Annotated in this window: 27 protein-coding genes; 10 read left to right on the top strand and 17 right to left on the bottom strand. The window is 53.2% G+C overall.

Going from position 1 to position 24,952, the window contains the following annotated elements; genetic code table 11:
* Nucleotides 1-37: 37 nt before the first annotated feature.
* On the bottom strand, nt 38-922 hold the full coding sequence (locus AC2FAK_RS11785) for a hypothetical protein (RefSeq protein WP_013096689.1): 885 nt from the start codon (nt 920-922) through the stop codon (nt 38-40).
* Between the two features lie 327 nt (nt 923-1,249).
* Here AC2FAK_RS11785 and AC2FAK_RS11790 point away from each other — a divergent pair, with 327 nt between their 5' ends.
* Nucleotides 1,250-2,713, top strand: coding sequence for an EAL domain-containing protein (locus tag AC2FAK_RS11790; RefSeq protein WP_095455177.1), 1,464 nt, complete (start codon nt 1,250-1,252; stop codon nt 2,711-2,713).
* Nucleotides 2,714-2,741: 28 nt separating this feature from the next.
* Here the strand turns inward: AC2FAK_RS11790 and AC2FAK_RS11795 are convergent, their stop codons facing one another.
* From AC2FAK_RS11795 to AC2FAK_RS11805, 3 genes are all read right to left on the bottom strand, one after another.
* A complete protein-coding gene (locus tag AC2FAK_RS11795) occupies nt 2,742-3,014 on the bottom strand; it encodes an ElaB/YgaM/YqjD family protein (protein WP_013096686.1) in 273 nt (90 codons plus the stop codon).
* Nucleotides 3,015-3,120: 106 nt separating this feature from the next.
* Nucleotides 3,121-3,789, bottom strand: a complete 669-nt coding sequence (locus tag AC2FAK_RS11800; RefSeq protein WP_020688571.1) for an epoxyqueuosine reductase QueH — start codon at nt 3,787-3,789, stop codon at nt 3,121-3,123.
* Nucleotides 3,790-3,872: 83 nt separating this feature from the next.
* Nucleotides 3,873-4,349, bottom strand: a complete 477-nt coding sequence (locus AC2FAK_RS11805) for a GNAT family N-acetyltransferase (RefSeq protein ID WP_029883812.1) — start codon at nt 4,347-4,349, stop codon at nt 3,873-3,875.
* 82 nt (nt 4,350-4,431) lie between these two features.
* On the opposite strand from AC2FAK_RS11805, the gene AC2FAK_RS11810 reads away from it, so the two are divergent.
* Nucleotides 4,432-5,361 (top strand): LysR family transcriptional regulator, encoded by a 930-nt coding sequence (locus tag AC2FAK_RS11810; protein WP_095455178.1) that lies wholly within the window; start codon nt 4,432-4,434, stop codon nt 5,359-5,361.
* Nucleotides 5,362-5,433: 72 nt separating this feature from the next.
* A complete protein-coding gene (locus AC2FAK_RS11815; protein WP_020688574.1) occupies nt 5,434-5,721 on the top strand; it encodes a DUF6966 domain-containing protein in 288 nt (95 codons plus the stop codon).
* Between the two features lie 246 nt (nt 5,722-5,967).
* On the opposite strand, the gene iraM is transcribed toward AC2FAK_RS11815, so the two are convergent.
* Entirely contained in the window at nt 5,968-6,351 is a 384-nt protein-coding gene (iraM, locus tag AC2FAK_RS11820; protein ID WP_306295019.1) for an anti-adapter protein IraM, read from the bottom strand.
* Between the two features lie 560 nt (nt 6,352-6,911).
* Here iraM and AC2FAK_RS11825 point away from each other — a divergent pair.
* From AC2FAK_RS11825 to AC2FAK_RS11835, 3 genes are all read left to right on the top strand, one after another.
* Entirely contained in the window at nt 6,912-7,187 is a 276-nt protein-coding gene (locus AC2FAK_RS11825; protein WP_013096678.1) for a metal/formaldehyde-sensitive transcriptional repressor, read from the top strand.
* Between the two features lie 31 nt (nt 7,188-7,218).
* Complete coding sequence (locus AC2FAK_RS11830; RefSeq protein ID WP_023619503.1) at nt 7,219-8,337, top strand: S-(hydroxymethyl)glutathione dehydrogenase/class III alcohol dehydrogenase; 1,119 nt, start codon at nt 7,219-7,221, stop codon at nt 8,335-8,337.
* A gap of 160 nt (nt 8,338-8,497) precedes the next feature.
* The gene (locus tag AC2FAK_RS11835; protein ID WP_095455179.1) at nt 8,498-10,189 is read left to right on the top strand and encodes a methyl-accepting chemotaxis protein; all 1,692 of its coding nucleotides are present in this window, start codon (nt 8,498-8,500) and stop codon (nt 10,187-10,189) included.
* An 81-nt stretch (nt 10,190-10,270) separates the two neighbouring features.
* On the opposite strand, the gene AC2FAK_RS11840 is transcribed toward AC2FAK_RS11835, so the two are convergent.
* From AC2FAK_RS11840 to AC2FAK_RS11855, 4 genes are all read right to left on the bottom strand, one after another.
* Nucleotides 10,271-12,655 (bottom strand): glucose/quinate/shikimate family membrane-bound PQQ-dependent dehydrogenase, encoded by a 2,385-nt coding sequence (locus tag AC2FAK_RS11840; protein ID WP_095455180.1) that lies wholly within the window; start codon nt 12,653-12,655, stop codon nt 10,271-10,273.
* 265 nt (nt 12,656-12,920) lie between these two features.
* Complete coding sequence (locus tag AC2FAK_RS11845; protein ID WP_014831860.1) at nt 12,921-13,844, bottom strand: LysR substrate-binding domain-containing protein; 924 nt, start codon at nt 13,842-13,844, stop codon at nt 12,921-12,923.
* A 165-nt stretch (nt 13,845-14,009) separates the two neighbouring features.
* The gene (locus AC2FAK_RS11850; RefSeq protein WP_013096673.1) at nt 14,010-14,894 is read right to left on the bottom strand and encodes an SDR family oxidoreductase; all 885 of its coding nucleotides are present in this window, start codon (nt 14,892-14,894) and stop codon (nt 14,010-14,012) included.
* A 62-nt stretch (nt 14,895-14,956) separates the two neighbouring features.
* Nucleotides 14,957-15,346, bottom strand: coding sequence for a YdeI family stress tolerance OB fold protein (locus AC2FAK_RS11855; protein ID WP_013096672.1), 390 nt, complete (start codon nt 15,344-15,346; stop codon nt 14,957-14,959).
* A 138-nt stretch (nt 15,347-15,484) separates the two neighbouring features.
* Between AC2FAK_RS11855 and AC2FAK_RS11860 the strand changes: the two genes are divergently transcribed.
* The 4 genes from AC2FAK_RS11860 to AC2FAK_RS11875 are packed head-to-tail and all read left to right on the top strand — an operon-like array spanning nt 15,485 to nt 17,966.
* Nucleotides 15,485-15,988: a hypothetical protein gene (locus AC2FAK_RS11860; protein WP_047024897.1), complete on the top strand. Its 504-nt coding sequence runs from the start codon at nt 15,485-15,487 to the stop codon at nt 15,986-15,988.
* Nucleotides 15,989-15,997: 9 nt separating this feature from the next.
* Nucleotides 15,998-16,444: a DUF421 domain-containing protein gene (locus AC2FAK_RS11865; protein ID WP_013096670.1), complete on the top strand. Its 447-nt coding sequence runs from the start codon at nt 15,998-16,000 to the stop codon at nt 16,442-16,444.
* Nucleotides 16,445-16,455: 11 nt separating this feature from the next.
* Nucleotides 16,456-16,962 carry a 2-oxo-tetronate isomerase gene (locus AC2FAK_RS11870; RefSeq protein ID WP_029883805.1) on the top strand — a complete coding sequence of 169 codons (507 nt, stop codon included), beginning with the start codon at nt 16,456-16,458 and terminating at the stop codon, nt 16,960-16,962.
* A 17-nt stretch (nt 16,963-16,979) separates the two neighbouring features.
* Entirely contained in the window at nt 16,980-17,966 is a 987-nt protein-coding gene (locus AC2FAK_RS11875; protein WP_020688581.1) for an SDR family oxidoreductase, read from the top strand.
* Here the strand turns inward: AC2FAK_RS11875 and AC2FAK_RS11880 are convergent, their stop codons facing one another.
* The 8 genes from AC2FAK_RS11880 to AC2FAK_RS11915 form a co-directional block, all read right to left on the bottom strand.
* The gene (locus AC2FAK_RS11880) at nt 17,967-19,592 is read right to left on the bottom strand and encodes an alpha-amylase family protein (protein ID WP_095455181.1); all 1,626 of its coding nucleotides are present in this window, start codon (nt 19,590-19,592) and stop codon (nt 17,967-17,969) included.
* Between the two features lie 8 nt (nt 19,593-19,600).
* Complete coding sequence (gene cydB / locus AC2FAK_RS11885; RefSeq protein WP_020688583.1) at nt 19,601-20,611, bottom strand: cytochrome d ubiquinol oxidase subunit II; 1,011 nt, start codon at nt 20,609-20,611, stop codon at nt 19,601-19,603.
* Nucleotides 20,611-22,014: a cytochrome ubiquinol oxidase subunit I gene (locus AC2FAK_RS11890; RefSeq protein WP_013096665.1), complete on the bottom strand. Its 1,404-nt coding sequence runs from the start codon at nt 22,012-22,014 to the stop codon at nt 20,611-20,613. Before AC2FAK_RS11890 ends, cydB begins: the two co-directional genes overlap by 1 nt.
* 67 nt (nt 22,015-22,081) lie before the next feature.
* Entirely contained in the window at nt 22,082-22,954 is an 873-nt protein-coding gene (locus AC2FAK_RS11895; protein WP_020688584.1) for a manganese catalase family protein, read from the bottom strand.
* A gap of 15 nt (nt 22,955-22,969) precedes the next feature.
* Complete coding sequence (locus tag AC2FAK_RS11900) at nt 22,970-23,476, bottom strand: ferritin-like domain-containing protein (RefSeq protein WP_013096663.1); 507 nt, start codon at nt 23,474-23,476, stop codon at nt 22,970-22,972.
* Between the two features lie 25 nt (nt 23,477-23,501).
* Nucleotides 23,502-23,705: a hypothetical protein gene (locus tag AC2FAK_RS11905; protein WP_013096662.1), complete on the bottom strand. Its 204-nt coding sequence runs from the start codon at nt 23,703-23,705 to the stop codon at nt 23,502-23,504.
* 23 nt (nt 23,706-23,728) lie between these two features.
* The gene (locus AC2FAK_RS11910; protein ID WP_014831873.1) at nt 23,729-24,223 is read right to left on the bottom strand and encodes a YciE/YciF ferroxidase family protein; all 495 of its coding nucleotides are present in this window, start codon (nt 24,221-24,223) and stop codon (nt 23,729-23,731) included.
* An 89-nt stretch (nt 24,224-24,312) separates the two neighbouring features.
* Entirely contained in the window at nt 24,313-24,498 is a 186-nt protein-coding gene (locus AC2FAK_RS11915) for a con-10 family general stress protein (protein ID WP_004150795.1), read from the bottom strand.
* Nucleotides 24,499-24,952: the final 454 nt, after the last annotated feature.

Raw genomic sequence — 24,952 nt, forward strand, 5'->3', positions numbered from 1 at the left:
ACAGAAAAGGGCGCTCGGGAAACCGAACGCCCCAGGATTATACCGGGGAGGTTACATCCCCACCCTGGCGTCGCTCCTTCGGAACCACGTTGATGTAATGCGTGACATAGGCAAAATATAACCCGGCATAATTTTCGACGAGCTGCATAAATGCAGGATAAATGGTCATGCGGCCATCCCCTCTGTCTTTAAGATAACCTGCCTCTTGCGCGGATTTAATTATGCGCGCCACGTGGATACGTGAGACAAAAAACGCTTTCGCCAGCGTGCCGGGCGAATAATCAATTATCGCGCCATGTGCGGTTTTGTTTTTTATGGCCTGCAAATATAAATACAGCATAATCATTCGCCCTCCATCTTTATCAATAAATAACCCCACTTCCGGTAACACGGCTTTGAAGGTTAATCCGCGAAACAGATACTCAGCCGCCCGGCGGAAAAAGTTATTTCTCAGAATATCGTTATCTAACAGGTTAAGGTCGATGTTAAATGTCGGGTAAAGAATACTGACAGGTATAAATGCGCCGCTCATGTAACGTTTTAGTTCATCCAGTCCTTTTTGCGTGGGGGCGATGCGCGTCTTTCGGCGATCCTCCATACAGCGCCAGGTCTTAATCCGTCCGGTAGTTCTCAGTAAGGTGATGATAGCAATAACGCTGTTGGGACTGGCGATTTTGTATCGCGAACATAATGCTTTTATCTCTGAAACAGATTCGGCCTGATTGCCGAATATAAAACAACACATGGCAAGAATAATATTGAATCGTGATTCCTGGAGCATTGTTTTGTAGAACAAGGGTTGTTTTTTATAGATGCTGTCATTGATTTTGTAGTGTTCTATTATTGCCTCGCTAAACCGCGGGTTGTTCTTAATAACATCCCTTCGATGTAGCAAGGCCCTGGATGAGATATGATTATCCATAGCATTTTCTCTTTTTGAGCAAGCCGACGTAATGAAGTGTCCAGACTTCTTTTTCGGAATTTTCATTATACCTTGCGGGGAAAATATTTTCCGTCGTTATTTGCAAAGATTGTTATATTTGCACAGCATATGGATCCAGGCGGTGATTAACGCAAAGATGTTGCAGGGCGAGACGTTGATAACGGTTTATTAACCTACGGGGGTAAGATAAAATTAACCTGTTACGCAGGTTATATTCAGGCTTGTGACATTTCCGCATGTTTTTAGTCTCGATGTGCTGGTCATTATTGACCAGGGCAACGGTGTTTTTGTACCCAGGAGCGCATTATGATTCAAAACAATTCTCACAATAATCATGATTGTCATGCACAGGAATTTGTTATTTCAGCCTGCAGTTTTACGTTCCAGGGGTACCGTCTGTTACTGAAAGAGCAGGGAGGAGTGGCGTCACAGGTGCGTTTTGAGGATGACATCGCAAATCGGGAAGATGTCTACACTATTATCAAAAATCAGGACGCTAAAATTACGGTCTTTCTCGGGGAAGAGATCGTGGATCTTTTGCAGAGCCTCAGGCACCTTGCCGATCTTCTTAACACGCTTCCCGTCATCCGCCCGGTCACTCTGTATGGCAATATACCTGACAGTTGGCTGTACGGGACCTTGCGTAGTTTATTGAATAACAATCAAAAATTATCTCTGATCCGCATCGCCAACAGCGGCGATATTATTGCGCGTGTCCAGAAAAAAAACGACGCATGCAGGGACAGATCTCGTTCATTGCAGGATCATCATGCGGACTGTAGCTTTAAAGACCGTCAAAAAGGGCTCACAAACAGAGAACTTGATGTCTTATTAAATTTCTACCGGGGCATGTCGGTAAATAAACAGTGCAAAAAATTTGGGCTGACGAATAAAACGGTATATACACATCGCAAAGCCGGTTTAAGAAAGCTGCAACTCATACAGTTGTGGTATAAAAATTCTCAGGGTTTTTCTGCATCAGGGAGTGGGGAACGGCAGGGAAAAATAGAATCACTGTCCAGTGCTGAGGTGGATGTCTTTAATGCGCTGCTTAAAAGGGAGATATTTCCTGCGTATCAAATCATCACCGATGAAAATAAAAAAGGTGTTGGGTTTGAGATTTTATTACGCTGGAACAAGAACGGTAAAATTATCAAGCCTGCCCATTTTCTTACCGGGGTGAAAAATCGTGAGCTATGGTTGAATATCACGGCGCTGGTGCTTCATGCCGCTGTTTCTGGCATCAACAAATATAACGGGAAATATTATTTTTCGGTGAATATACCGCCGGAACTCGCGGCCGGAAATGCCTTGCCCGAGATGGCCAAAAAAGCCATCAAGATGCTGCTTAAACCCCAGTGGGCCGGGAACCTGGTCTTTGAATTTGCTGAAGATATTGATGTGACCAAAGATAAAACCATCCCTGAAACCATGCGTCGCCTGCGCAGTACGGGGTGTCGGTTATTCCTGGATGATTGCTTCTCCAGCCATCAAACCATGTTTCCGGTGAGGCAGGTTCATTTTGATGGTTTAAAGCTTGACCGGGATATTGTCGGAAAGTTTGTCGCTAATGACAATGATTACAAACTTATCAAAGCGATTCAGATATACAGTGACATGACCGGTAGCGAATGTATTGCAGAGGGGGTGGATAGCGAAGAGAAATTTGAAAAGCTGGTGGCGTTAGGCGTAAAAAGTTTTCAGGGATATTATCTTTCCCGCGCCGTGAAGGAGGAGGAGTTAGATCGCATGGTAAGATTGTTTAGCTAATAAAAATAAGGCCCCGTGGGGCCTGAGATTATTTACGGCCGAGTAACAGGCCCAGAACAATACCCACTGCACCAGCCGCAATCAGGCCGGTTAACGGGTTATTTCTGACTGCCTCAGTGACATCAGAAACGGCATCACTGGCCTGCGCAGCATATTTTCGTGCTGCCCCTTTCACCTGATGTTTAGGGGAGTCAACGAATTCACCAAACTGCTGCTGAGCAGAGCCCGTCAGTTCGTCGAGTTTATTTTTGGCTTTATCACCAGCATACTGTGCATTTTTATCAGCGTCGAAATCAGACATTGTTACCTCCTTTTGTGGATAATTAAAGGATAGCCGCTATTTCAACATCTGAGAGCCGTAATGCGGATTCTGGCGCGTTTTAGGATATGTCTCCCTTCGCGCCGCCTTACTCGTCAGACTCGTCTTTGCCGTAAAACAGTTTGCCAATTTTGATGAGAGGACGCCCTTGCGACTTGCGGTGAAGGTTGCTGTCACGCAGGGAATATACGCACCCGCAGTACTCCTGCTGATAGAACTGTTCGCGCTTGCTGATCTCAATCATCCGCGACGATCCGCCTTGCTTGCGCCAGTTATAATCCCAGTAGACCATGCCCGGATAGTGGGCTGCCGCGCGCTGACCACAGTCGTTAATCTGCTGCATATTCTTCCAGCGCGAGATGCCAAGGGAGCTACTGATCACACTGAAACCATTTTCCGCCGCGTATAACGCCGTGCGTTCGAAACGCATATCGAAACACATGGTGCAGCGGATCCCACGCTCAGGCTCCCATTCCATCCCTTTTGCGCGTTCAAACCAGTTGTCCGTATCGTAATCCGCATCAACAAAGGGCACGCCGTGTTTTTCCGCAAAACGAATATTCTCTTCCTTACGGATGAGGTACTCCTTTTGCGGGTGGATATTGGGGTTATAGAAGAAGATGGTGTAATCAATGCCCGAGGCCTGAATGGCCTCCATTACCTCGCCGGAGCAGGGCGCGCAGCAGGAGTGCAGCAGCAGTTTGTCAGCGCCGTTTGGCAGGGTAAGTTGAGGACGAATGAAGGGGGCTGTGCTCATGGTATTCAACAATATGTTAATGAAATTTATGGAATTGTAGCATAGATCCCGCACAGCCGGGATCTCTGCACAGCGCGCGCCGTTTACCCGGCAAATTTCAGCAGCGCTTCTCCATCCAGGCGATAGCGCACCCACTCGGACTGCGGGAGCGCGCCAATGCTCAGGTAGAAGTCGATTGCCGGCTGGTTCCAGTCCAGTACGCTCCATTCCAGACGACCACACTGGCGTTTTACGGCGAGCTGCGCGATATGTTTCAGCAAGGCTCTTCCCGCGCCTTTACCGCGATAATCCGGGGATACATACAGGTCTTCCATATAGATACCGTTGCGGCCAAGCCAGGTTGAATAGCTGGTGAAGAACACGGCATAGCCAGCGATCTTACCTTCATACTCCGCGATCAGCGCTTCGGTTTTACTGTCTGCGCCAAAGAGGGTTTCGCGGATCTCGTCCGGCGTGGTAATCACTTCTTCCGGCGCTTTTTCATAGACCGCCAGCTCATAAATCATGGCGTAAATGGCCGCCGCATCCTCGGGGCGGGCCTGACGAATAGTAATGCTCATGGTATTTCCTGCATGTTTTGCGATTGATGGCGCTAAGCATACGGAGTATTGTCCGAAGAATTAAGTGCAATGAAATCAACAAATGATGAATATTATGCATCCGGCCCTGAGACGCCTTGATTTAAACCTGCTGCCCGTTTTCGACGCCATTTACCGTCACCGTTCGGTTCGCCTGGCCGCCGATGAGTTAGCGATGAGCACATCGGCACTGAGCCATGCGCTGTCACGTTTGCGAACGACGCTGAATGATCCGCTATTTTTCCGGGAAGGGCATCGCATGTCACCCAGCGTGTATGCCACACAGCTCGCGCCGTCCATTGCATCTGCTTTGTCGTTTCTTAATCATGAGCTTACCCCGCAGCCGGAGTTTGAAGCGGCCAAAAGTAGCGAGAGCCTGCACATTGCGATTACAGATTTTACCGCGCTTTGTATTTTCCCGGCCCTGATGCACACGTTGCAGGATGCCGCGCCGGGTTTGCGTTTTGAGCTGCGCTATCTGCCACACAGCCCCGCGCTGACGGAGCTGCTGGCAGGCGAAGTGGATCTGGCGCTTGGTTTCAGCACGGCGGAGGAGATCCGCCATCCTGAACTGGAGGAGATAAGCTGGCTTGAAGATGAGTATGTGGTCATCAGCAACGCAAGCCGGACGCGTCTGACGCTGGAGGATTATCTCGCGGCCCGCCATCTGGTGGTCACCCCCTGGAATGAGAAGCAGGGCGTGCTGGATTTACGGCTGGAGGAGTTGGGCTATACCCGGCACATTGCGATCAAAACCCCGTCAATGCTCAGCGCACCGTTTATCGTTGCGCAAAGCGATCTGCTGATGGCTATTCCCCGGTATGCAGCCGAAAAGATGAAGGCGGCCGTGAATATCAACATTTTTACCTTACCGTTCTCTATTCAAGAATTTGACGTGAAAATTTACTCCCATAAACGCAGCGGTCAGCGGGGCGCAACCCGCTGGCTGAAAGAAGAGTTGCATAGATTAGCAATAGAAATGAAGGCCGGGTAAGCGCAGCGCCAGTCGGCAGAAAGGGGCATGTCGTTGCGCGACTGCAATGACCGGTATCATCAGGAGACTGAAATGAAATCAGATGTTAATGTTTTACTCAATAAAATCATTGAGTTGCTTGTTTCATGTAATGAAAGTGTTTGGTCAAAGAAACTCATCTATTTTCGCGAACAGCTGGACTCTGATTATGAGCAGGCCTTGTTAGGTATCAGGTCTATTTTCGCAGGGGCAGGGTCCTTTAACGACTTAATACTGCAAAATAACGGCAAAATGCTGCGAGAAGAGAACAACGCGCTTAATAGGTTACAAGATGAGCTATACAGCTTAACGAAAGCAGAGATCTCCGCGCGTAACATTTAAAGTCTAGTTAAAAGATGTGGTAGAAGACCTCTGCCACCAGTTTGAATAAAAGTATAACTAATACCAAACCAAATGATTAATAACGTATGTTATCTGAGATATGGCCTCGCGCCTGCCGCAAGTCATCGACAGGCGCGCGGGGGCCGTAACTGATAGGGTTTCAGTTGGTATCTCAGTCTAATATATGTTAAGCATGCGGTCCCTGTAACAGGGGACAGCGGATCCAAAAGCTAACTTATTAAATGATTAGCTATCGCGGGGCACTCTTATTATCAAAGGGGTTGTCTCAAATCCGTGCGGGCATTTGCGCGCATTGCAATGCTCAGCGTATGAGCAGTCTTCAGAATCCAGGTTTTTATTAAAAGGACAGGCCATTTTGTTTTTTATTTCGTCCCACAGGTTCTCATTGTATGGCGAGACGTTATAAAGGGATATTTGGTTGAACACCCCATTTACAAAAATTCCATTTTTTGTTGTATGTATTCTGTCTCCGGGCAAAAGATAGATGTCACTCTCGTACCAAATTATTAATCTTAATAATTTCAAACCAACAATGTGCGAATAAACGATTCCTGTGTTAGGGCAAATGACAGAACTTAATACTCGCCACGACATCATACTCTTCTCCATAAGATATTTTTACCTGGATTTAGGTTTAGCACGTGATCAGACATCGATCAATGTTGTAACTCATTGATATTTATCGTTATTTTAAAGTGTTGTGATTTTTCTCTATATATAACAATGGCTTGCGCAATATGGTTTCGATAATTATTTTGAATTATATATCTTACATCAAAGAGGAGTGGTTTGATTTTGACCGTTTACAGGTTCTGAACGCCAAAAAATAAGATTTCGTAGAAGCCTTTATTATTAAGGAAAATTTAATCATGGCGGAAACCATTTCATTTCAACCTGTTACCAGGTTTAAGGTTTAGAAGGTTTTTTGAATTATTATCAATGCTGCTTATCGATTCCAGCGAATAAAGGGTACTGGTGACGCTTTTTTTTGGCTTAGCCATAGAAAATGGCTTAATTCGAATGTTGAGGCCAGCATTTCAAAGAGAAATTATTCAGAATTACTTATGTATGATAATGCGCTTCAAGAGCCTGATAACCCTATGAAAGCTGTTGTTTACATAATGTTGCTTTAAGGGGTACCATACCCCCCTATAGTATCAGGAGGCCGTATGCCGCACTCACCCGAAGATAAAAAACGTATCCTCACTCGCGTTCGTCGCATTCGGGGCCAGGTTGATGCCCTTGAACGCGCGCTGGAGTCGGGCGACCCCTGTCTGGCCATCCTGCAGCAAATTGCCGCCGTGCGCGGCGCTGCCAATGGCCTGATGGGCGAAATGGTCGAAATTCACCTCAAAGATGAGCTGGTAACGGGGGAAACCACGCCGGATCAGCGAGCCGTGCGCATGGCAGAAGTCGGCCATTTACTGCGCGCTTATCTAAAATAAACCCACACACCACACAATAAGGGAAGACACTATGAAATCTCGCGCAGCCGTCGCATTTGGCCCTGGCCAGCCGCTCAAAATTGTTGAAATCGACGTTGCACCGCCGAAGAAGGGCGAAGTGCTGATCAAAATTACCCATACCGGGGTGTGCCATACCGATGCCTTTACGCTGTCGGGCGACGATCCGGAAGGCGTTTTCCCGGCGGTGCTCGGCCATGAAGGGGGCGGTGTGGTGGTGGAAGTGGGCGAAGGCGTGACCAGCCTGAAGCCGGGCGACCACGTGATCCCGCTGTACACCGCAGAATGCGGCGAGTGTAAGTTCTGTAAATCCGGTAAGACCAACCTCTGCCAGGCGGTTCGCGCCACCCAGGGCAAGGGCCTGATGCCGGACGGTACCACCCGTTTCTCCTACAACGGCGAGCCGGTTTACCACTACATGGGCACCAGCACCTTCAGTGAATACACCGTTTGCGCGGAGATCTCACTGGCGAAGGTGAACCCGCAGGCGCCGCTGGATAAAGTCTGTCTGCTGGGCTGCGGCGTCACCACCGGGATTGGGGCAGTACACAACACGGCGAAAGTGAAAGAGGGCGACACCGTGGCGGTGTTCGGTCTTGGCGGGATTGGTCTGGCGGTGATTCAGGGCGCGGTCCAGGCGAAGGCCGGGCGGATCATCGCGGTGGATACCAACCCGGAGAAATTCAAACTGGCGGGTGAAATGGGCGCGACCGATTTCGTGAACCCGAAAGATCACGAAAAACCGATTCAGGAGGTCATTGTTGAGATGACCGACGGTGGCGTGGACTTCAGCTTCGAATGTATCGGCAACGTGAACGTGATGCGTTCCGCGCTTGAATGCTGCCATAAAGGCTGGGGCGAGAGCATCATCATCGGCGTGGCCGGTGCGGGTCAGGAGATCAAAACCCGTCCGTTCCAGCTGGTAACCGGGCGCGTATGGCGTGGCTCAGCGTTCGGCGGCGTGAAAGGGCGCACGCAGCTGCCAGGGATGGTTGAAGATGCAATGGCCGGGAAAATCCAGCTCGATCCGTTCATTACCCACCGTTTACCGCTGGAGCAGATCAACGAGGCGTTCGATCTCATGCACGAAGGTAAATCCATTCGTACCGTTATTCATTTCGGCGACAAGTAACTCTTACGCCAGCGGTTTTTCGCCGCTGGCGTTTCTTTAATAATCTTCTCTAAAGTGTGACCAGTGCGGCGTTTTTAGCCGTAATCTAAATCTCAGCCGTGCCGATGACTATTTAACAGGCGTGTTTTTACGCATCTTACCTACAAGAGAGTCGACGGTCATGGACAACACTACTTCGATGCCAGCGCAGCGCAAGCTGGGCTTCTTGCATCACATCAGGCTGGTTCCGCTGTTTTCCTCCATTCTCGGTGGCATTATTCTGCTATTTGCCTTGAGCGCAGGTCTGGCGGGGTATTTCCTTTTACAGGCCGACACCGATCAGCAGGATGTCACGTCTGAAATTCAGGTGCGTATGGGGCTGTCGAATAGCTCAAATCATCTGCGAACCGCGCGTATCAATATGATCCACGCCGGGGCGGCGAGCCGTATCGCGGAAATGGATGCGATGAAGCAAAACATCGCCGAGGCGGAAAAACGGATCAAGCAGTCTCAGGAAGGGTTTAATGCCTACATCAATCGCCCGATTCGTACGCCTGAGGATGAAGCGCTGGATGCCGATCTGAAAACACGCTATGACGCCTATATCGCAGGCCTGCAGCCGATGCTTAAGTTTGCAAAAAACGGCATGTTTGAAGCCATCATTAACCATGAAAACGAAAGCGCCCGCCCGCTGGATGACGCCTACAACGCCGTGCTGCTGAAGGCGATAAAGATCCGCACCGAGCGCGCGAACGCCCTGACGGTTAAGGCTCACAGCCGCACCCAACTGGGCCTGATGTTTATGGTGGGCGCGTTTGCCCTGGCGCTGGTGCTGACGGCCATGACCTTTGTCGTGCTGCGTCGCACGGTTATCACCCCGTTGCAGCGCGCCGCGAAACGCATTGAAAATATCGCCAAAGGCGACCTCACCATGCCGGACGATGTGGCCGGACGCAGCGAAATTGGCCGCCTGACACGCGACCTGCAAACCATGCAGCACTCGCTGGAGAACACTGTCGGTACCGTGCGTCAGGGGGCGGAAGAGATCTATCGTGGCACCAGCGAAATCTCCGCAGGCAACACCGACCTCTCTTCCCGTACCGAGCAACAGGCGGCAGCCATTGAGCAGACGGCAGCCAGCATGGAGCAGCTCACCGCAACGGTGAAACAGAACGCCGATAACGCGCACCATGCCAGCAAGCTGGCGGAAGATGCCTCCGGTAAAGCCAGCCGTGGCGGCCAGATGGTCTCCGGGGTGGTTAAAACCATGGGCAATATCTCTACCAGTTCGAAGAAGATTTCCGAAATTACTGCCGTGATTAACAGTATCGCCTTCCAGACCAATATTCTGGCGCTTAACGCGGCGGTAGAAGCGGCGCGTGCGGGTGAGCAGGGGCGCGGGTTTGCCGTGGTGGCAAGCGAAGTTCGTACTCTGGCAAGCCGCAGTGCGAATGCCGCTAAAGAGATCGAAAGCCTGATCAACGAATCCGTTTCGCTGATTGACCAGGGCTCGGGCGAAGTCGTCGCCGCCGGTAATACCATGAATGAAATCGTCGAAGCGGTTAAACGCGTCACGGACATTATGCTGGAGATCGCTGCCGCGTCTGATGAACAGAGCCGTGGTATTGAGCAGGTGAGCCAGGCGATTTCTGAGATGGATAAAGTGACCCAGCAGAACGCCTCGCTGGTGGAAGAGGCTTCCGCCGCGGCGGCGTCGCTGGAAGAACAGGGCGCGCGTCTGACCGAGGCGGTGGGTGCGTTTCGACTGAGCGGCGCGAAGCAAGGCCGGGCGGCAACGTCTGCGCCAGTGGCGAAGAATGCGCCGCTGCGTCCGGCGGCAGCGGTTTCCGGGGATAACTGGGAGACGTTCTGAGTGGCGTGTTGTGTCGGGTGGCGGCTTCGCCTTACCCGACCTACAAATAAAAAGGGACCTTTCGGTCCCTTTTTTCATCGCTTACTTTTTATCGGGTAACGCATACGCGATAACGTAATCACCGCGATCCGGTGACTGGCGGGCGCCGCCAGCGTTAATGACGATGTACTGTTTACCGGTTTTCGGTGAAACGTAGGTCATTGGCCCGGACTGGCTGCCGACCGGCAGACGGTCTTTCCAGATCTCTTTTCCGGTGGCGGTATCGAACGCGCGCAGGTAGAAATCCTGAGTGCCGGCAAAGAACAGCAGGCCAGACTGGGTGGAGAGTGACGCGCCAAGGGTTGGCATCCCGATAGGGATTGGCATATGCATGCGAATACCCAGCGGGCCGGTATCTTCCACGGTGCCTACCGGTACCTGCCACACCAGCTTGCCGGATTTCAGGTCAACCGCGGACATCGTGCCAAACGGCGGTTTCTGGCATGGAATACCCAGCGGTGACAGGAAACGCTCGCGCATGGCGCCGAACGGCGTGCCGTCCATGGGCACAATACCCATCTCAATCCCGCTGGCGTCTTTCGCCACGCTGGCACGCGGTACCATGTAGTTGGCCAGACCCAGGCGCATATCGTTGACGAACATCAGCCCGTTGTTCGGATCGACTGAGACGCTGCCCCAGTTCATCCCGCCCAGTGAGCCAGGGAACTGCAGGGAACGATCGAGACCCGGCGGGGTAAAGACCCCCTGATGGCGCATCTCTTTAAACTGGATGCGGCACAGCAGCAGGTCGACAGGCGTCGCGCCCCACATGTCGGACTCGGTCAGGGTCTGGTTGCCAATCATCGGCATACCGACGGAATACGGCTGCGTCGGGGAGTAGCGTTCGCCCTGCACGTTACCCGCCGGGACCGGACGTTCTTCCACTTTCGCCACCGGTTTGCCGGTTTCGCGGTTGAGCATAAAGATCATGCCCTGTTTACTGGTCTGCACCAGTACCGGCGTGGTTCCGCCTTTACCGTCTGGCAGATCGTACAGCAGCGGTTGAGAAGGCAGATCGAAGTCCCACAGGTCGTGATGGGTGGTCTGGAAATGCCAGCGGACCTGGCCGGTGGTGGCATCAACGGCAACGATGGAGGAGCTGTATTTATCATCCAGCGCGGTGCGTTCTCCGGCCCAGAAATCTGGCGTGGCGTTACCGGTTGGCAGGTAAATCAGGTTCAGTTTTGCGTCATAGGACATTGCAGACCAGACGTTCGGTGTACCGCGCGTGTAGGTCTGGCCTTCCGGCGGCAGGCCGGTCAGGTCCGGATTACCCGGGTCCCACGCCCAGGCCAGTTTACCGGTATGAACGTCATAGGCGCGCACCACGCCTGGCGGTTCGCCGGTGGAGAAGTTATCCGCCACGCGTCCGCCAACCACCACCACGTTTCCTGCCACCAGCGGCGTGGAGGTTTGCTGATAGTAGCCCGGTTTTATCTCACCCATACCCACGCTCAGATCCACGGTACCTTTGTCACCAAAGTCTTCGCAGGCTTTGCCGTTATCGGCGTTGATGGCAATCAGGCGGGCATCGGTGGTGGGCAGGAACAGACGGCGCGGACAGGCGGTGGGCTGCACATTTGTCTGTGACGTTGTCACGTTTTGTGAATCTTCAAAATAGCCCAGCCCACGGCAGCGCTGCCAGTTCGGGGCCGTGGCGTTGGCGTCGTAACGCCACTTCTCTTTCCCGGAATCCACATCCAGCGCCAGCACTTTGCTGTACGGCGTACAGACGTAGAGCGTATCGCCAATCTGCAGCGGCGTGTTCTGGTCTTCCGCACCCGAGCCGTTGCTCTGGGGGATATCCCCGGTATGGGCAACCCACGCGACTTTCAGCTCGTTAACGTTCTGCTTGTTAATCTGGTCGAGGGCCGCAAAACGATCCCCGTGGGTGGTGTTACCCCAGTGTTCCCAGTTCTTCTGCTGTTCGCCAGCCGCGACTGGTTTCACCGGCACCGGCTCATTCGCCGCCACCAGCGTTTGGGGTTTAAACATCCAGCCCAGGCTGACGAGCATTGCCACGGCGAGCAGCGCCGCCACGCTAAAAGCCGGGCCTTTTTTCACCGGCGTCGCATGGTTTGCCGCACGCAGGAACGGCCAGACGAGGGCACACAGGAATGCCAGAACCGCAAAGGTGAAGAGGCGTGAGAAGAGCGGCCAGAAATCCCAGCCGGCATCGCTTACCGCCCAGAACAGCGACGCGATAAACGCGATGCCATACAACACAATCCCGCTGCTGCGGTTGATGAAAATCAGGATCGCGGCAATCACCATTACCACGCCCATGATCAGGAAGTATCCACTTCCGCCTACGGTGACGAGTTTAAAACCCAACCCGCCAACGGCCAGACCGACGATCGCCATCAGTCCGGCAAGGAGCCACTGCAGGATACGGGGTATCCCACGTGGCGCGCTGCCAAATGCCATCTCTTTCTCCTTAAGATCCCCCGCTGCTCAGCACGACAACGTGCCGGAAGTGTACCAGGTGGGTAATAAATGCAGTGGGAATAATGATTAATACGCTTGAATTCGGGGTTGATAAAACATTTACGAACCATTTGGTGAATTCGTCGCTATGATAAAACTGTTAAATTGTTTTGCGCAATTGTTAATAAATGATTTCGCATTAAATGATTAGAACGCAGGAATGACCCTCGCCCCGGGGGGAGAGGGTCAGGGCAAGGGGAAGGAATCAGGCAGGCATCGATTTACGTATCGCGCTCAGTAGCGTCTGTGCACCTGAGGAGAGCGGCGTATCAACGCGGGTTAAAATGCCAATCGGTTCGCCGGCGCCGGGCGAGGTCACCGGCAGTGCGGTGAGCGTGCCCTGGCGTAAATCATCTTTGACCGCGCCCGAGGGGACGAACCAGACGTAGTCATAATCCACGGTAAGCTGGCGTGACAGGGAAGCGGACAGGGTTTCAATACAGCCTGTCGGCAGCGTACAGCCCTGCATCTGCAGTAACGTTTCGGCATTTTGCCGTGGAACCGTACCTTTTGGTGACACGACCACCGGCCACTCCATCACCCGGCTTAGGGTAACCGTATCCTGCAACAGAGGATGGTTAGGGCGTACCACCAGCTTCAGGGATTCCAGGAACAGCAGCTCATAATTCAGACCCACCATCAGTTCGGGATCTGACATCCGTCCGATACCCAGATCCAGCTCGCCGGATTTCAGCCCCGCAAGCAGCATGGTGTTATTCATGGTGGCGACCTGCAGGGTCGTATGTTTTTGCTGTTTGTGAAACTGACCGATCACCGGCGGCAGAATGCCCAGCGCCGCCGTGGGCAGGGCACCCACACGGACAATCTCGTGCGTCTGCTCTTCTTTACGGTTTAGCGCCTGTCCGGCGGTATTGAGCGCATCAAGCACTTTTACTGCATGGGTCAGAAACTGCTCGCCGACCAGGGTCAGTTGTGCGCCCAGACGGCCGCGATCGAACAGACGGGCACCGGTCAGTTGTTCCAGCTCGTTAAGCGTTTTTGAGAGAGCAGGCTGGCTCAGGTTAAGGGTTTCAGCCGCACGCCCCAGCGTTCCCTGTTGAGCGACGGCCACAAATGTATGCAAATGGCGCAAGCGTATGCGCTGACTGAACAGACCATTTTTTTCCATAGGCGATGTTAAAAACAGAGCGATGCGGGTGACAAGCTAAGTTGTTTAATTTTGATAACTTGATAGCAAAATATTTTTAACATTTGATCTGTTTGAGTTACAACATGTTTTTGGCGGGGGGCTGAACGTCCTTGTTCATTTATTGCACATTCGGGCAGGGAAACGTTAAATCACGCCATCACCGCCGTCGGAACACCATACCTGGCCGGTCGTAAAGGAACACTCATCTGACGCCAGCGTGACGTATAAAGGTGCAATCTCCACCGGCTGGCCCGGACGGCCCAGCGGTGTGTCACCCCCAAACTGCTTCACTTTCTCCATCGGCTGGCCGCCGCTGGATTGCAGCACCGTCCAGTAAGGCCCGGGAGCCACGGCATTAACGCGAATGCCCTTCGGCCCAAGCTGTTTGGCAAGGGATTTGGTAAACACCGCCAGACAGGCTTTGGTCTGGGCATAGTCCAGCAGGACAGGGCTGGGTTTTACCGCCTGCACCGAGGAGGTGTTAATAATTGCCGCAGGGGCTTTCAGATGGCGAAGCGCCGCTTTGGTGATCCAGAACGGGGCATAAACGTTGGTTTTAAACGTGGCATCGAAATCTTCGGTAGTGAGTTCTTCCAGCGATTCCCGATACTGCTGGCGACCGGCGTTATTCACCAGAATGTCCAGCCCGCCAAGTTTAGCCACCGCTTCTTCCACCAGGTTCTGGCAGAAGGTTTCATCCCGGACATCCCCTGGCAGCGCGACGGCGTTGCGTCCTTCGGCCTTGATCAGGTCGATGACTTCTGCGGCGTCTTTCTCTTCTTCAGGCAGATAATTAATGGCGACATCGGCGCCTTCACGGGCGTAGGCAATGGCCACCGCACGGCCGATACCGGAGTCACCGCCGGTAATCAGCGCTTTTTTGCCCGCCAGACGGCCGTGGCCTTTATAGCTCGTTTCCCCGTGATCGGGAACAGGTTGCATCTCAGAAGCCAGTCCTGGTGGCGTCTGCGGCTGTTCCGGGAAAGGGGGTTGCGGATAAGCGTTCGTACGTTGTTGAGTATCACTCATAGCTGACTCCTTAAGCCAATAGGTGAGTTAGGATGAAAATACAGCGTTAACGCTTCGCTGAGTTATTTCTGCAGATGATCGACACGTACAACGGAAGGCGATGACTTTTTATCAAGCGAACCGTTAATGCTGATCATCTGGTCTGGTTTGACTGTTCTGCCGTCAAAAACTGCTTTTGGGATAATAACGTCGATTTTTCCGGATTTATCCTGAAATACATACTTATCGCCGCTACCGTCAATAAGATTGCCGCGCAACGAAATGGTCGCGCCATCATGCATTTGTTTCGCCTGGTCGATGGTCATAATACGGGCATCATCCGTGCCGCGATAACCGCTATCCAGCGCATGCGGAGGAGGCGGCGCTTCACCCTTTTGTAACCCGCCGTTATTATCAGCCCATGCGGTTGGCACCATAAATATTAAAAAAGCGGAAATAAGTGATAATTTCATCTGATATCCTTCATTTAAGGTGTCTTGACTTATTAAGTATTGTTGCTATTCCTTTATGTGGCAAATGTGATAAGTCTTAAAAACATTCGCCATACAAAACAGAACGTTTGGTAAATAAGCGAAACGGTGATGGCTGCCATGAATGATAAAAATGAAAAGTTACCCGGGATAAATGAGAGTTATCGCTTGCTAAGGTTTGAATATGCATTTCGCCAGGTCGGATTTATTGTGTTACTGAGTATTATCATCGCGGCGATTGCCGGTCTGTTTTCAAGTGGGATAGTGAGTGACACGGAGAAAACCAATTCTGCAAAAAACCTGACCCTCAACTATGAGCGCTTTGCGCGTCGCCAAACGGAGTCGCGACTTCAGCTGACCTTTCCGGTCAACAGCGAGGGCAAATACACTGTGAGCATGACCAGCGAGAGCAGCGACGCCTACGAGCCGGGCAGCGTCTGGCCGCAGCCAGACAGCATGTACAGCCGCGGGAACACGCTCTATTTTGTCTATAATCATCTTGAAAAATCGCCACATTTTTCGGTCTGGCTGTTCATTACCCCGACCAGAGGCGGTAAATGGCACAACGTCATTCGTGTAAACAACCTGCCGGATATTCCTTTCTGGCAATTTATTTACCCTTAGGAGGCTGCCATGGATATGGTTTTTAGGGCGTTGGCGATTTACCTGTTTCTGGTGGTGGTCTTCAAAGTTGCCGGACGACGTGCGTTGCTGCAGATGACCAGCTTTGACCTTATTCTCCTGTTAATTATCAGCGAAGCAACCCAGCAGGCCCTGCTGGGGGAGGATTTTTCGGTCACGGGTGCAATGATAACCATCACCACGTTGGTGGTTGTGGATATTATTTTTGGACTGATGAAAAAGTATTTTTCGCCGGTGGAGAATATCCTGGATGGCACGCCGGTAATTCTGGTTGAGAACGGCGTGCCCTTAGCAGATAAACTCAAAAAGGTCGATGTTTCATGTGATGATATTCTGGTTTCGGCCCGGCAGAATAATGGTATTACAAAGTTAAGCGAAATCAAATATGCCATTCTGGAACGTAATGGCCATATTTCCATTATTCCTGAGAAAAAATGAGAGGCCTGATGATGAGCAATCTATACCACGACAACACCATTACCGTGGCTGAACTGACCAAAAAACTGGCGAGCAGGTTAATCGATGCCGGGCTTCGCTTAACAACCGCAGAATCCTGCACCGGCGGGAAGCTTTCGGTGGCGCTCTGCGCGGAAGAGAACACTGCCGATTTTTATGATGTGGGGCTGGTCGTCTTCAGCGATAGCGCGAAGGAGAGGATCCTGGGCGTAAGCCCGGAAACCCTCGCGCGGTTTACCGCCGTCAGTGAACAGACCGTCACTGAGATGGCGGCCAGCATCCGCGACATTGCCCAGGCCGATGTCAGTATCGCCATCAGCGGCTATGCCGGGCCGGAAGGGGGAGATGACGGCACGGCGGCGGGGACCGTGTGCTTTGCCTGGAATATCGGCGGAAAGACGGAAACGAGCAGGGTGCTCTTTTCCGGCGACTGTCAGGACGTGGTGGAAAAAGCGGTGCATTACTCGCTGGCTGAATTAGTGACGAAATTATCGGGCTGAAATAACGCGGAGGTTTTATGGCTGTGATGGTCATTACTGGCGGGACGGCGGGCGTGGGGAAAGCCACGGCGCTCCACTTTGCAAAAGCGGGCTACGATGTGGGCATTATTGCGCGCGAGGAGACAAGCCTGCACTCGACCCAGGAAGAGCTACGCCGTTTTGGCGTCAATGCGTTGGCCGTGCAGGCGGATGTGGCCGACAGTCAGGCGGTGGTGGATGCCGCCAACGAAATTGAGTATCGCCTTGGGGCGATTGATGTGTGGGTCAATAATGCCATGGGGGCGGTGCTGGCGCCGTTTCGGACCATGACACCGGATGAATTTCGCCGCGTTACAGAAGTCACCTACCTTGGCTACGTGAACGGCACCCGTGCCGCGCTGGAACTGATGGTGCCGCGCGATCGGGGCGTGATTATTCAGGTTGGCTCCGCGCTGGCCTACCGCTCCATTCCTCTGCAGTCCGCCTACTGCGGCGCCAAAGCCGCGATCCGGGGCTTTACCGATGCGGTGCGTACCGAGCTGATGCATGAGAACAGCCGGGTGCAGCTCGCCATGGTCCAGATGCCGGGGCTGAATACGCCGCAGTTTGAATGGGCACGGAATAAGTTTGCCTGGGCGATGCGCCCGGTTCCGCCGGTGTTTGAGCCGGAAGTGGCCGCGAGTGCCATTTTCAGGGTGGCGCAAAAACCGGTGCGCGAGCTGTGGGTGGGCAGCAGTACCATCCAGTCGATTGTCGGCCAGTTCCTCTTCCCCGGCTTTCTTGACCGTCTGATGGTGAAAAAGGCCTGGGAAGGGCAGATGACCGACACCCTGAACGCAGAAGACCGGCGGGATTATCTCGACCAGCCGGTCAACGACCTGCACAAAATCCACGGCCATTTCTCCGCTGAGGCGAAAACGCGCGCCAGCGCCGTCTCCTCTGGCGCGCCCGGGAAAGTGCTGCTGGGCTCCCTGGCCGTCGCAGGGATTGTGCTCACACGCCTGATGCGCGGCCGCAAAAAGTAGTCAGCGCAGCGCGCTACGGTTTGTCCAGAACCAGCGATAGCCGTAGCCGCCTATATTCAGCTCAACGGTTTTGCCGCAGACCAGCGCATCCTCGTAGCGTTTGTCTGCCAGACAGGCGGTCCAGGTGGCGTGGCGGATCCCTCTGGCGGTGAAGGTCACCTGTTTATCGCTGAAATTAACAAAGGTAAGAATGCTGCGATCTTCAGCCTCGTAGTAAATCCCCAGCACCGCATCATTATCGATGGCGATGAGATGAAACGGCGCCACGGCAATCTCCGGGAATTCAGACCGCGTGTTGGCGATATCGATAATCCGGTGCAGCAGCGAGTTGCGGTGCAGCAGCGAATCCGCCACGTTAATTTTCTGATAACGATAGGGCCCGTGGTCAATGATGGGCGCGATAAAGCTCTGCGGGTCTGCGTCAGAGAAGCCACCGCCCTGAGAGGGCGCCCACTGCATGGGCGTACGCACGGCGTAACGCTCTTCTAAATCCAGATCATCACCCATGCCGATTTCATCCCCGTAGCGCATAACGGGCACCCCGGGCAGGGAGAACAGCACGGCGTGGCAGAACGCCAGCCGCTTCTGGTCGCCGTTCAGCATCGGCGCCAGGCGACGGCGGATCCCACGCTGGTACACGTTCATCTCTTCATCCGGGGCGAACGTGTCGAGGACGAACTGTTTATCCTTTTTACCGATCCCCTCCAGATCCAGCTCGTCGTGGTTACGCAGCCAGTTGGCAAAGCAGCAGGAGTCCGGCGGGACGATCATTTTCTTCACCGCATTACGCAGCGGGCGGGCGCTTTTCCTGGCCAGGCTCACGTAGAAATATTTGTTAAGCCAGAAGTTAAGCACCAGATGCAGGCGGTCGTTATTGCCGAAATAGTCCTTGTAGGCTTCCACCTCTACGTCAACTTCCCCGAGCAGGATCGCCTGCGGGTTATGTTGGGTAATCAGGCGGCGCAGGTGCTCCAGGATCCACAGCCCCTTTTTCTCGTCACCGCCTCCGGCCTGGGTGGTGAGATGCGACGCGGCATCCAGACGGAATCCCGATACGCCAAGCTTGAGCCAGAAGAGGATAATGTTCTCTATCTCTTTAATTACCGCAGGTGAGGTGAGGTTGAGATCCGGCTCGTGGCGATAAAACATATGCCGGTAGTATTGGCCCGCCTCGTCATCCCATGTCCAGATGCTCTTTTCCACGCCGGGGAACATCGGAGGCGTATCGTCATCGTCATTATCTGACCACAGATAATAGTCGCGAAAGGGGGATTTCGGGTTGCGCCGGGCCTCCTGAAACCAGGGGTGCGCGTCCGACGTATGCTGGATCAACAGCTCGATAATGACCTGCATCCCCAGCTCATGTGCCTGCTCAATAAAGGCGATAATATCCGCCAGTTTGCCGAACCGGGGGTCGACCTGCAGGTGGTCGCTGACGTCATACCCTTCGTCAAGAAAGGGGGTAAGGTAAAACGGAGTGATCCAGATAACCGTCGCACCCATGCGGCGTATATATCGCAATTTGGCCGTTATTCCGGCGATGTCTCCGCAGCCATCGCCGTTTAAATCGTAAAACAGTGCCGTATCAATTTGATAAATAATGGCCCGTGTATGCCATCCTGCCATCCTGCACCTCAGTGGTAACCTTCTGTATCAGAAACTTTTCCCCGAAAGACGTAGTAACTCCAGGCGGTGTACACCAGGATCACCGGAATAATCAGTAACGTCCCCACCAGCATAAAAAGCTGGCTGGCGGGCGGGGCCGCGGCATCCCACAGGCTAATGCGCGGCGGAATAATGTTCGGCCACAGGCTGATGCCCAGTCCGCTAAAACCGAGAAAGATAAGCCCAAGCGTCAACAGGAACGGACGCGCGTGGCTGGCCGGGTTGCGGGTCAAGCGCCAGATCCACAGGCTAAATACGCCTACCAGCAGAGGCACCGGCAGGAACCAGAAGAAGTTAGGCAGGGTAAACCAGCGCTCGGCCACGTACTGCCAGCCGAGTGGCGTCCAGATGCTCACCACCGCGATGACGACAATCAGCGCCAGCAGCACGTGGCGGGTCAACTCGCGCATGCGGTTTTGCAGTGCACCTTCGCTTTTCATGATAAGCCACGTGGTGCCCAGCAGCGTGTAGGCCACTACCAGCCCGATACCGCAGAACAGGTTGAAGGGGGTCAGCCAGTCGAGGGCAGACCCCACGTAGCGTCGGCCTTCTACTTCAAAACCGTTGATCACCGCGCCGACCACCACGCCCTGGCTGAAGGTGGCGAGTAGCGAGCCTCCGGCAAAGGCGTAGTCCCAGAACTGGCGGTGAGAGGGCGTCGCTTTGAAGCGGAACTCAAAGGCGACACCGCGAAAGATAAGACCGATCAGCATGGCGGTAAGCGGAATGGTGAGCGCATCGATGATCACCGCATAGGCCAGCGGAAAGGCGCCAAACAGCCCTGCGCCGCCCAGCACCAGCCAGGTTTCGTTGCCGTCCCAGACAGGGGCCACGCTGTTCACCATCACGTCGCGCTCTTTAGCATCGCCCACGAAGTTAAACAGCAGACCGATCCCCAAATCAAAGCCATCCATGATGATGTACATCAGGGTGGCGAAGACGATGATGGCAAACCAGATAACCGAGATATCGACGCCCATCAGATTCTCTCCTCTTCCGGAACAGACTCAGCGGCAGACAGCGGACGGGCGGGGGTGCCCGAGGTGTTTGAGGTTAGCGTGTCCACCGGCTGTGGTCCTTTCTTAATCAGACGCACAAGGTAGACATAGCCCACGCCAAACACCGAGCAATAAACGACGATGAAGGCCAGCAGGCTGATGCTCATCTGCAGCGTGCTATGCAGAGAGACCGCGTCGATGGTGCGCAGATAGCCGTAGACCACCCACGGCTGGCGACCCACTTCGGTGGTTACCCAGCCTGCGAGCAGCGCCAGCAGACCGGCTGGCCCCATACAGAGGGCAAACCAGTGGAACGGGCGCGAGTGATACAGGCGGTGGCGATAGCGTAGCCACAGGCTCAGGACGCCGAGGGCGATCATCAACAGCCCCATGCCAACCATGATGCGGAACGACCAGAAGACGATGGTGGAGTTCGGGCGATCTTCTTTCGGGAAATCTTTCAGCGCGGGGACCTGTTTATCCAGACTGTGGGTCAGGATCAGGCTGCCGAGAGCCGGGATCTCAAGCCCGTATTTGGTGCGCTCCTCTTCCATATCCGGCAGACCAAACAGCAGCAGCGGGGTGGCTTCCCCTGGCGGATTTTCCCAGTGCCCCTCGATGGCGGCGATTTTGGCAGGCTGATGTTCAAGCGTGTTCAGGCCATGCATATCCCCGACTACGGCCTGAATGGGGGCGACCAGCAGGGCCATCCACATGGCCATCGAGAACATTTTGCGAATGGCGGGCGTGTCGTTGCCGCGCAGCAGGTGCCAGGCCCCCGACGCGCCCACAAACAGCGCGCTGCAGAGGAACGCGGCGATGGACATGTGAATCAGCCGGTACGGGAAAGAGGGGTTGAAGATGACGGCCAGCCAGTCTTCAGGGATCACCTGACCGTTCTCAATGGTGAAGCCCTGCGGAGTGTGCATCCAGCTGTTAGAGGCGAGGATCCAGAAGGTGGACATTAGCGTACCCAGCGCAACCATGCAGGTTGCGAAGAAGTGCAGTCCCGGTCCAACCTTGTTCCAGCCGAACAGCATTACGCCAAGAAAACCGGCCTCCAGGAAGAAAGCGGTTAATACCTCGTAGGTCAGCAATGGCCCGGTGATGCTACCTGCAAACTGAGAGAACCCGCTCCAGTTGGTGCCGAACTGATAGGCCATGACCAGCCCGGACACAACGCCCATACCAAAGTTGACGGCAAATATTTTGAGCCAGAAATGGTACAGGGAGCGCCAGACGTCGTTTTTGGTACGCAGCCACATCCCTTCGAGCACCACCAGATAGCTGGCAAGCCCGATGGTGATCGCCGGGAAGAGAATATGAAACGAGACGGTAAAAGCGAACTGAATTCTCGCCAGATGAAACGCGTCGAGTTCGAACATGGTCCGTACCTCTGGAACGATGGGGCACGAGAATTACCAGGCAGCGGGAGCTGCCTGGCAAAACCGGTTACGGTTTTTTCTTACCGGCGCCTAGCTCGGCACCTGTTAACGGGTCGGCATTCGGATCGGATTTTGTGCGAGCAGACATCGCCTTGACGAGCGTAGCCTGTTCGGTCGAGAGCGTCACGCTTGCACTCCCGTCTCCACCGTCAACCGCAGGTTGGGGGGCCTCAACGTAGTCGAAATGCTTATCGCTGTTCCAGCTTCCGCGGACCTCGCCACCTTCAGACATATTGTAGTACTTGTTGGTGAATTCCTCGATTGGCGGCAATTTCCCCGGCGGGAAATTATTGCGAATAGACTGAAGCGCCTTCTCGAAGGAGAGCTGGTGCGCCGCCTCTCGCGTCATCAGAAACGCCAGTGCATCTTTCACCCCGGGATCGTCTGTCACGTTGATCAGACGCTCATAGATGATTTTTGCCCGCGCCTCTGCGGCCACGTTCGAGCGCAGATCCGCCGTGGGTTCACCAATGGTATCAACATAGGCCGCCGTCCAGGGCACACCCGCGGAGTTAGTGAGCGGGGTACCGCCGCCGTAGAGCAGGGAGGTGATATGGCTGTCGTTGCCGTTTTCGGTCATGGACCGGTACAGCTCGGCTTCGTTCTCTACCCCTTCCGCCAGCGCGCCTTTGGCCCCTTTATTCAGCATGCCGACCAGCGTCCCGATGATTTCGAGGTGGCTCAACTCTTCGGTCGCGATATCCATCAGCATATCTTTACGGCCAGGATCGTCATCACTCAGGCCCTGGGTGAAGTAGCGGCAGGCGGCCGCCAGTTCACCCTGCGGCCCGCCAAATTGTTCCAGCAGAAGATTGGCGAGGCCGGGATTCGGTTCAGCAACGCGAACCGTGTATTGCAGCTGTTTGACGTGTCGAAACATACACTCTCCTGTGGTTTATTTTTTCGCTTCGACACCTGATGCATCAGAACGCAGCAGGAACTGTTCCGTCGTTTGCGGAATATGACGAATCAGCCAGTCGGCCATCTCGCGCTCTTCGGCGAGAATGGTTTCAATGGCGGGTACAGAGGCGGTGTCGCCCGCTTTTTTGGCCGCGGCCAGCAGGGAGGTGTAGCAGGCAATTTCGAACTGTTCGAAAACATAGCCGCTGATGGAGCCTTTAACAATCTCATCGGACGGGAACATGCCGCCGATGGACTGGCCGAGCGCAGCCATTTTGCTCATCGAGTCTTTTAAAACCGAACGAGAAATATCATTACGATCGAGGATTTCCTCCAGCAATGTGATTTGCCGTTTTGTCTCATTAAGGTGCTGCTCAATACGGGCGCGAACATCAGGATAATTTTCAATACGGCTGGCCATCGATTCCAGCATTGATTCGGCTTGCTTTTCCATTGCATGGGCATCGCGTAGCCAGTCATGGTAGTGTTCTACGTGATTCATATTTCGTTCCTCATTATAGGTTCGCTTATTTGGTCTCACTTTCAGCAGCCTGATCGGCACGTGCGGCACTGTAGCCAGATAAATGGCCGACAATATTGGCGTAAATACTGATGATAATGACCCATAGTACGCTATTCTTCCACCATATTACGGAAGGAATAGCAAGGATGAACCATATTATAGCTGCCGTTAAATGGCACCGTTTAATTGTCCTGGGACTGATGCTCATTATATTTAACCTGTGTTATAGCGTCATTTTTGCGCTTTTTGGTTAATATTTCCTACGGCCAGGTCGGTGAGTTTAAGATCGGTTTCTTTTTCTTCTTCCAGTGTTTCGGCAAGAAGTTTAACGGCTTTTTTATAGCCAAGTTGTTCTGCTAATGTGGCAAGGGTACCGTAACTGGCAATTTCGTAATGTTCCACTTTTTGCGCTGCAGCAATTAATGCAGCATCACGGACTTCATTCTTTTCTGTGCTTTCGATGACCTCATTGGCCTCTTCAATTAAGCCTTCCATTGCCACACATTTCATTCGCTTAAGCTTAATACCGTCTTCCTGTTCGATAATCTGATCGATACGCTCAATCTGACCCTGCGTCTCCTCAAGGTGGGCTGTGAAGGCCGCGCTGAGCTTTTCACTGGAGGCGGCACGGGCGAGTTTGCTCAGGGCTCGGGTAAGCTGTTTTTCCGCGCTGTAGGTATCGGACAGTAGATGAATAAAAACATCCTCGATACTTTTCATATTCATATATTTTGCTCCGGTTAAAACGTTAAGGGAACTGCGAGCCTTTCGGCCCGCAGCATGCTCTCTGGTATTACTGAGACAGCTTAATAAAATCAGGAGTTATCAGATTTACGGCCTCCGCCGTGACTATTCTGACCCCCTTTCTTACCTGCTTCAGATGCGCGTTGCGGATCGTTTTTGAAATTACCGCCGCTGTGCTGACCGCCTTTACGTCCAGCTTCTGATGCTTTTTCACGGTCTTCAGCGAAATTACCGGAACCACCACGATGCTCTGCCATATTAAACCTCATAGTCATATATTGGTTATGTCAGTACGATACAGAAATATTCCGTATCACTCGTCGTTCGAGTAATAACTTTAGACGCTGTGCGGCATGCGTCAAATGCGTTTCGCCATTCACGGTTGCGTTATTTAAAAATATGGGTGGGTTTACGCTTCGTTTGGCGAAAAAATATGGATGAGTGGGAAGGACTTGTAAAAAAATGCTCGGATTAATCCTAAGTTGCCGCTAAAAACCTGAAAGGTGAGGATAAAAATTGTAGCGCCACAATTTCGTTCAATTTTTAGCCGGGATGGCCTCCAAAATTACTCCTTTATAGCTAGAATACAGAATAATCATTAATTATAAGGAAAATCCTGCACGACGGGCCGGGGGGAAAGGAAGGGGGCCTGGTACGGCCGCGACAGGTTCGGGCAGCACACGGTTTGACCACTGTCGTCGTAAGATCACA

The organism is Enterobacter cloacae complex sp. 394F7 (assembly GCF_057320385.1).

Excerpts from the sequence above, each read along its gene's own strand:
- AC2FAK_RS11865 (WP_013096670.1), top strand. The coding sequence starts at position 15,998 with ATGGATATGGTTTTTAGGGCGTTGGCGATTTACCTGTTTCTGGTGGTG.
- AC2FAK_RS11870 (WP_029883805.1), top strand. The coding sequence starts at position 16,456 with ATGAGCAATCTATACCACGACAACACCATTACCGTGGCTGAACTGACC.
- AC2FAK_RS11810 (WP_095455178.1), top strand. The coding sequence starts at position 4,432 with ATGATGAATATTATGCATCCGGCCCTGAGACGCCTTGATTTAAACCTG.
- iraM (WP_306295019.1), bottom strand. The coding sequence starts at position 6,351 with ATGGAGAAGAGTATGATGTCGTGGCGAGTATTAAGTTCTGTCATTTGC.
- AC2FAK_RS11785 (WP_013096689.1), bottom strand. The coding sequence starts at position 922 with ATGGATAATCATATCTCATCCAGGGCCTTGCTACATCGAAGGGATGTT.
- AC2FAK_RS11815 (WP_020688574.1), top strand. The coding sequence starts at position 5,434 with ATGAAATCAGATGTTAATGTTTTACTCAATAAAATCATTGAGTTGCTT.
- cydB (WP_020688583.1), bottom strand. The coding sequence starts at position 20,611 with ATGGGCGTCGATATCTCGGTTATCTGGTTTGCCATCATCGTCTTCGCC.
- AC2FAK_RS11840 (WP_095455180.1), bottom strand. The coding sequence starts at position 12,655 with ATGGCATTTGGCAGCGCGCCACGTGGGATACCCCGTATCCTGCAGTGG.
- AC2FAK_RS11825 (WP_013096678.1), top strand. The coding sequence starts at position 6,912 with ATGCCGCACTCACCCGAAGATAAAAAACGTATCCTCACTCGCGTTCGT.
- AC2FAK_RS11880 (WP_095455181.1), bottom strand. The coding sequence starts at position 19,592 with ATGGCAGGATGGCATACACGGGCCATTATTTATCAAATTGATACGGCA.
- AC2FAK_RS11845 (WP_014831860.1), bottom strand. The coding sequence starts at position 13,844 with ATGGAAAAAAATGGTCTGTTCAGTCAGCGCATACGCTTGCGCCATTTG.
- AC2FAK_RS11850 (WP_013096673.1), bottom strand. The coding sequence starts at position 14,894 with ATGAGTGATACTCAACAACGTACGAACGCTTATCCGCAACCCCCTTTC.
- AC2FAK_RS11900 (WP_013096663.1), bottom strand. The coding sequence starts at position 23,476 with ATGAATCACGTAGAACACTACCATGACTGGCTACGCGATGCCCATGCA.
- AC2FAK_RS11800 (WP_020688571.1), bottom strand. The coding sequence starts at position 3,789 with ATGAGCACAGCCCCCTTCATTCGTCCTCAACTTACCCTGCCAAACGGC.
- AC2FAK_RS11790 (WP_095455177.1), top strand. The coding sequence starts at position 1,250 with ATGATTCAAAACAATTCTCACAATAATCATGATTGTCATGCACAGGAA.
- AC2FAK_RS11830 (WP_023619503.1), top strand. The coding sequence starts at position 7,219 with ATGAAATCTCGCGCAGCCGTCGCATTTGGCCCTGGCCAGCCGCTCAAA.
- AC2FAK_RS11890 (WP_013096665.1), bottom strand. The coding sequence starts at position 22,014 with ATGTTCGAACTCGACGCGTTTCATCTGGCGAGAATTCAGTTCGCTTTT.
- AC2FAK_RS11805 (WP_029883812.1), bottom strand. The coding sequence starts at position 4,349 with ATGAGCATTACTATTCGTCAGGCCCGCCCCGAGGATGCGGCGGCCATT.
- AC2FAK_RS11795 (WP_013096686.1), bottom strand. The coding sequence starts at position 3,014 with ATGTCTGATTTCGACGCTGATAAAAATGCACAGTATGCTGGTGATAAA.
- AC2FAK_RS11875 (WP_020688581.1), top strand. The coding sequence starts at position 16,980 with ATGGCTGTGATGGTCATTACTGGCGGGACGGCGGGCGTGGGGAAAGCC.
- AC2FAK_RS11910 (WP_014831873.1), bottom strand. The coding sequence starts at position 24,223 with ATGAATATGAAAAGTATCGAGGATGTTTTTATTCATCTACTGTCCGAT.
- AC2FAK_RS11905 (WP_013096662.1), bottom strand. The coding sequence starts at position 23,705 with ATGAGCATCAGTCCCAGGACAATTAAACGGTGCCATTTAACGGCAGCT.
- AC2FAK_RS11895 (WP_020688584.1), bottom strand. The coding sequence starts at position 22,954 with ATGTTTCGACACGTCAAACAGCTGCAATACACGGTTCGCGTTGCTGAA.
- AC2FAK_RS11860 (WP_047024897.1), top strand. The coding sequence starts at position 15,485 with ATGAATGATAAAAATGAAAAGTTACCCGGGATAAATGAGAGTTATCGC.
- AC2FAK_RS11835 (WP_095455179.1), top strand. The coding sequence starts at position 8,498 with ATGGACAACACTACTTCGATGCCAGCGCAGCGCAAGCTGGGCTTCTTG.
- AC2FAK_RS11855 (WP_013096672.1), bottom strand. The coding sequence starts at position 15,346 with ATGAAATTATCACTTATTTCCGCTTTTTTAATATTTATGGTGCCAACC.
- AC2FAK_RS11915 (WP_004150795.1), bottom strand. The coding sequence starts at position 24,498 with ATGGCAGAGCATCGTGGTGGTTCCGGTAATTTCGCTGAAGACCGTGAA.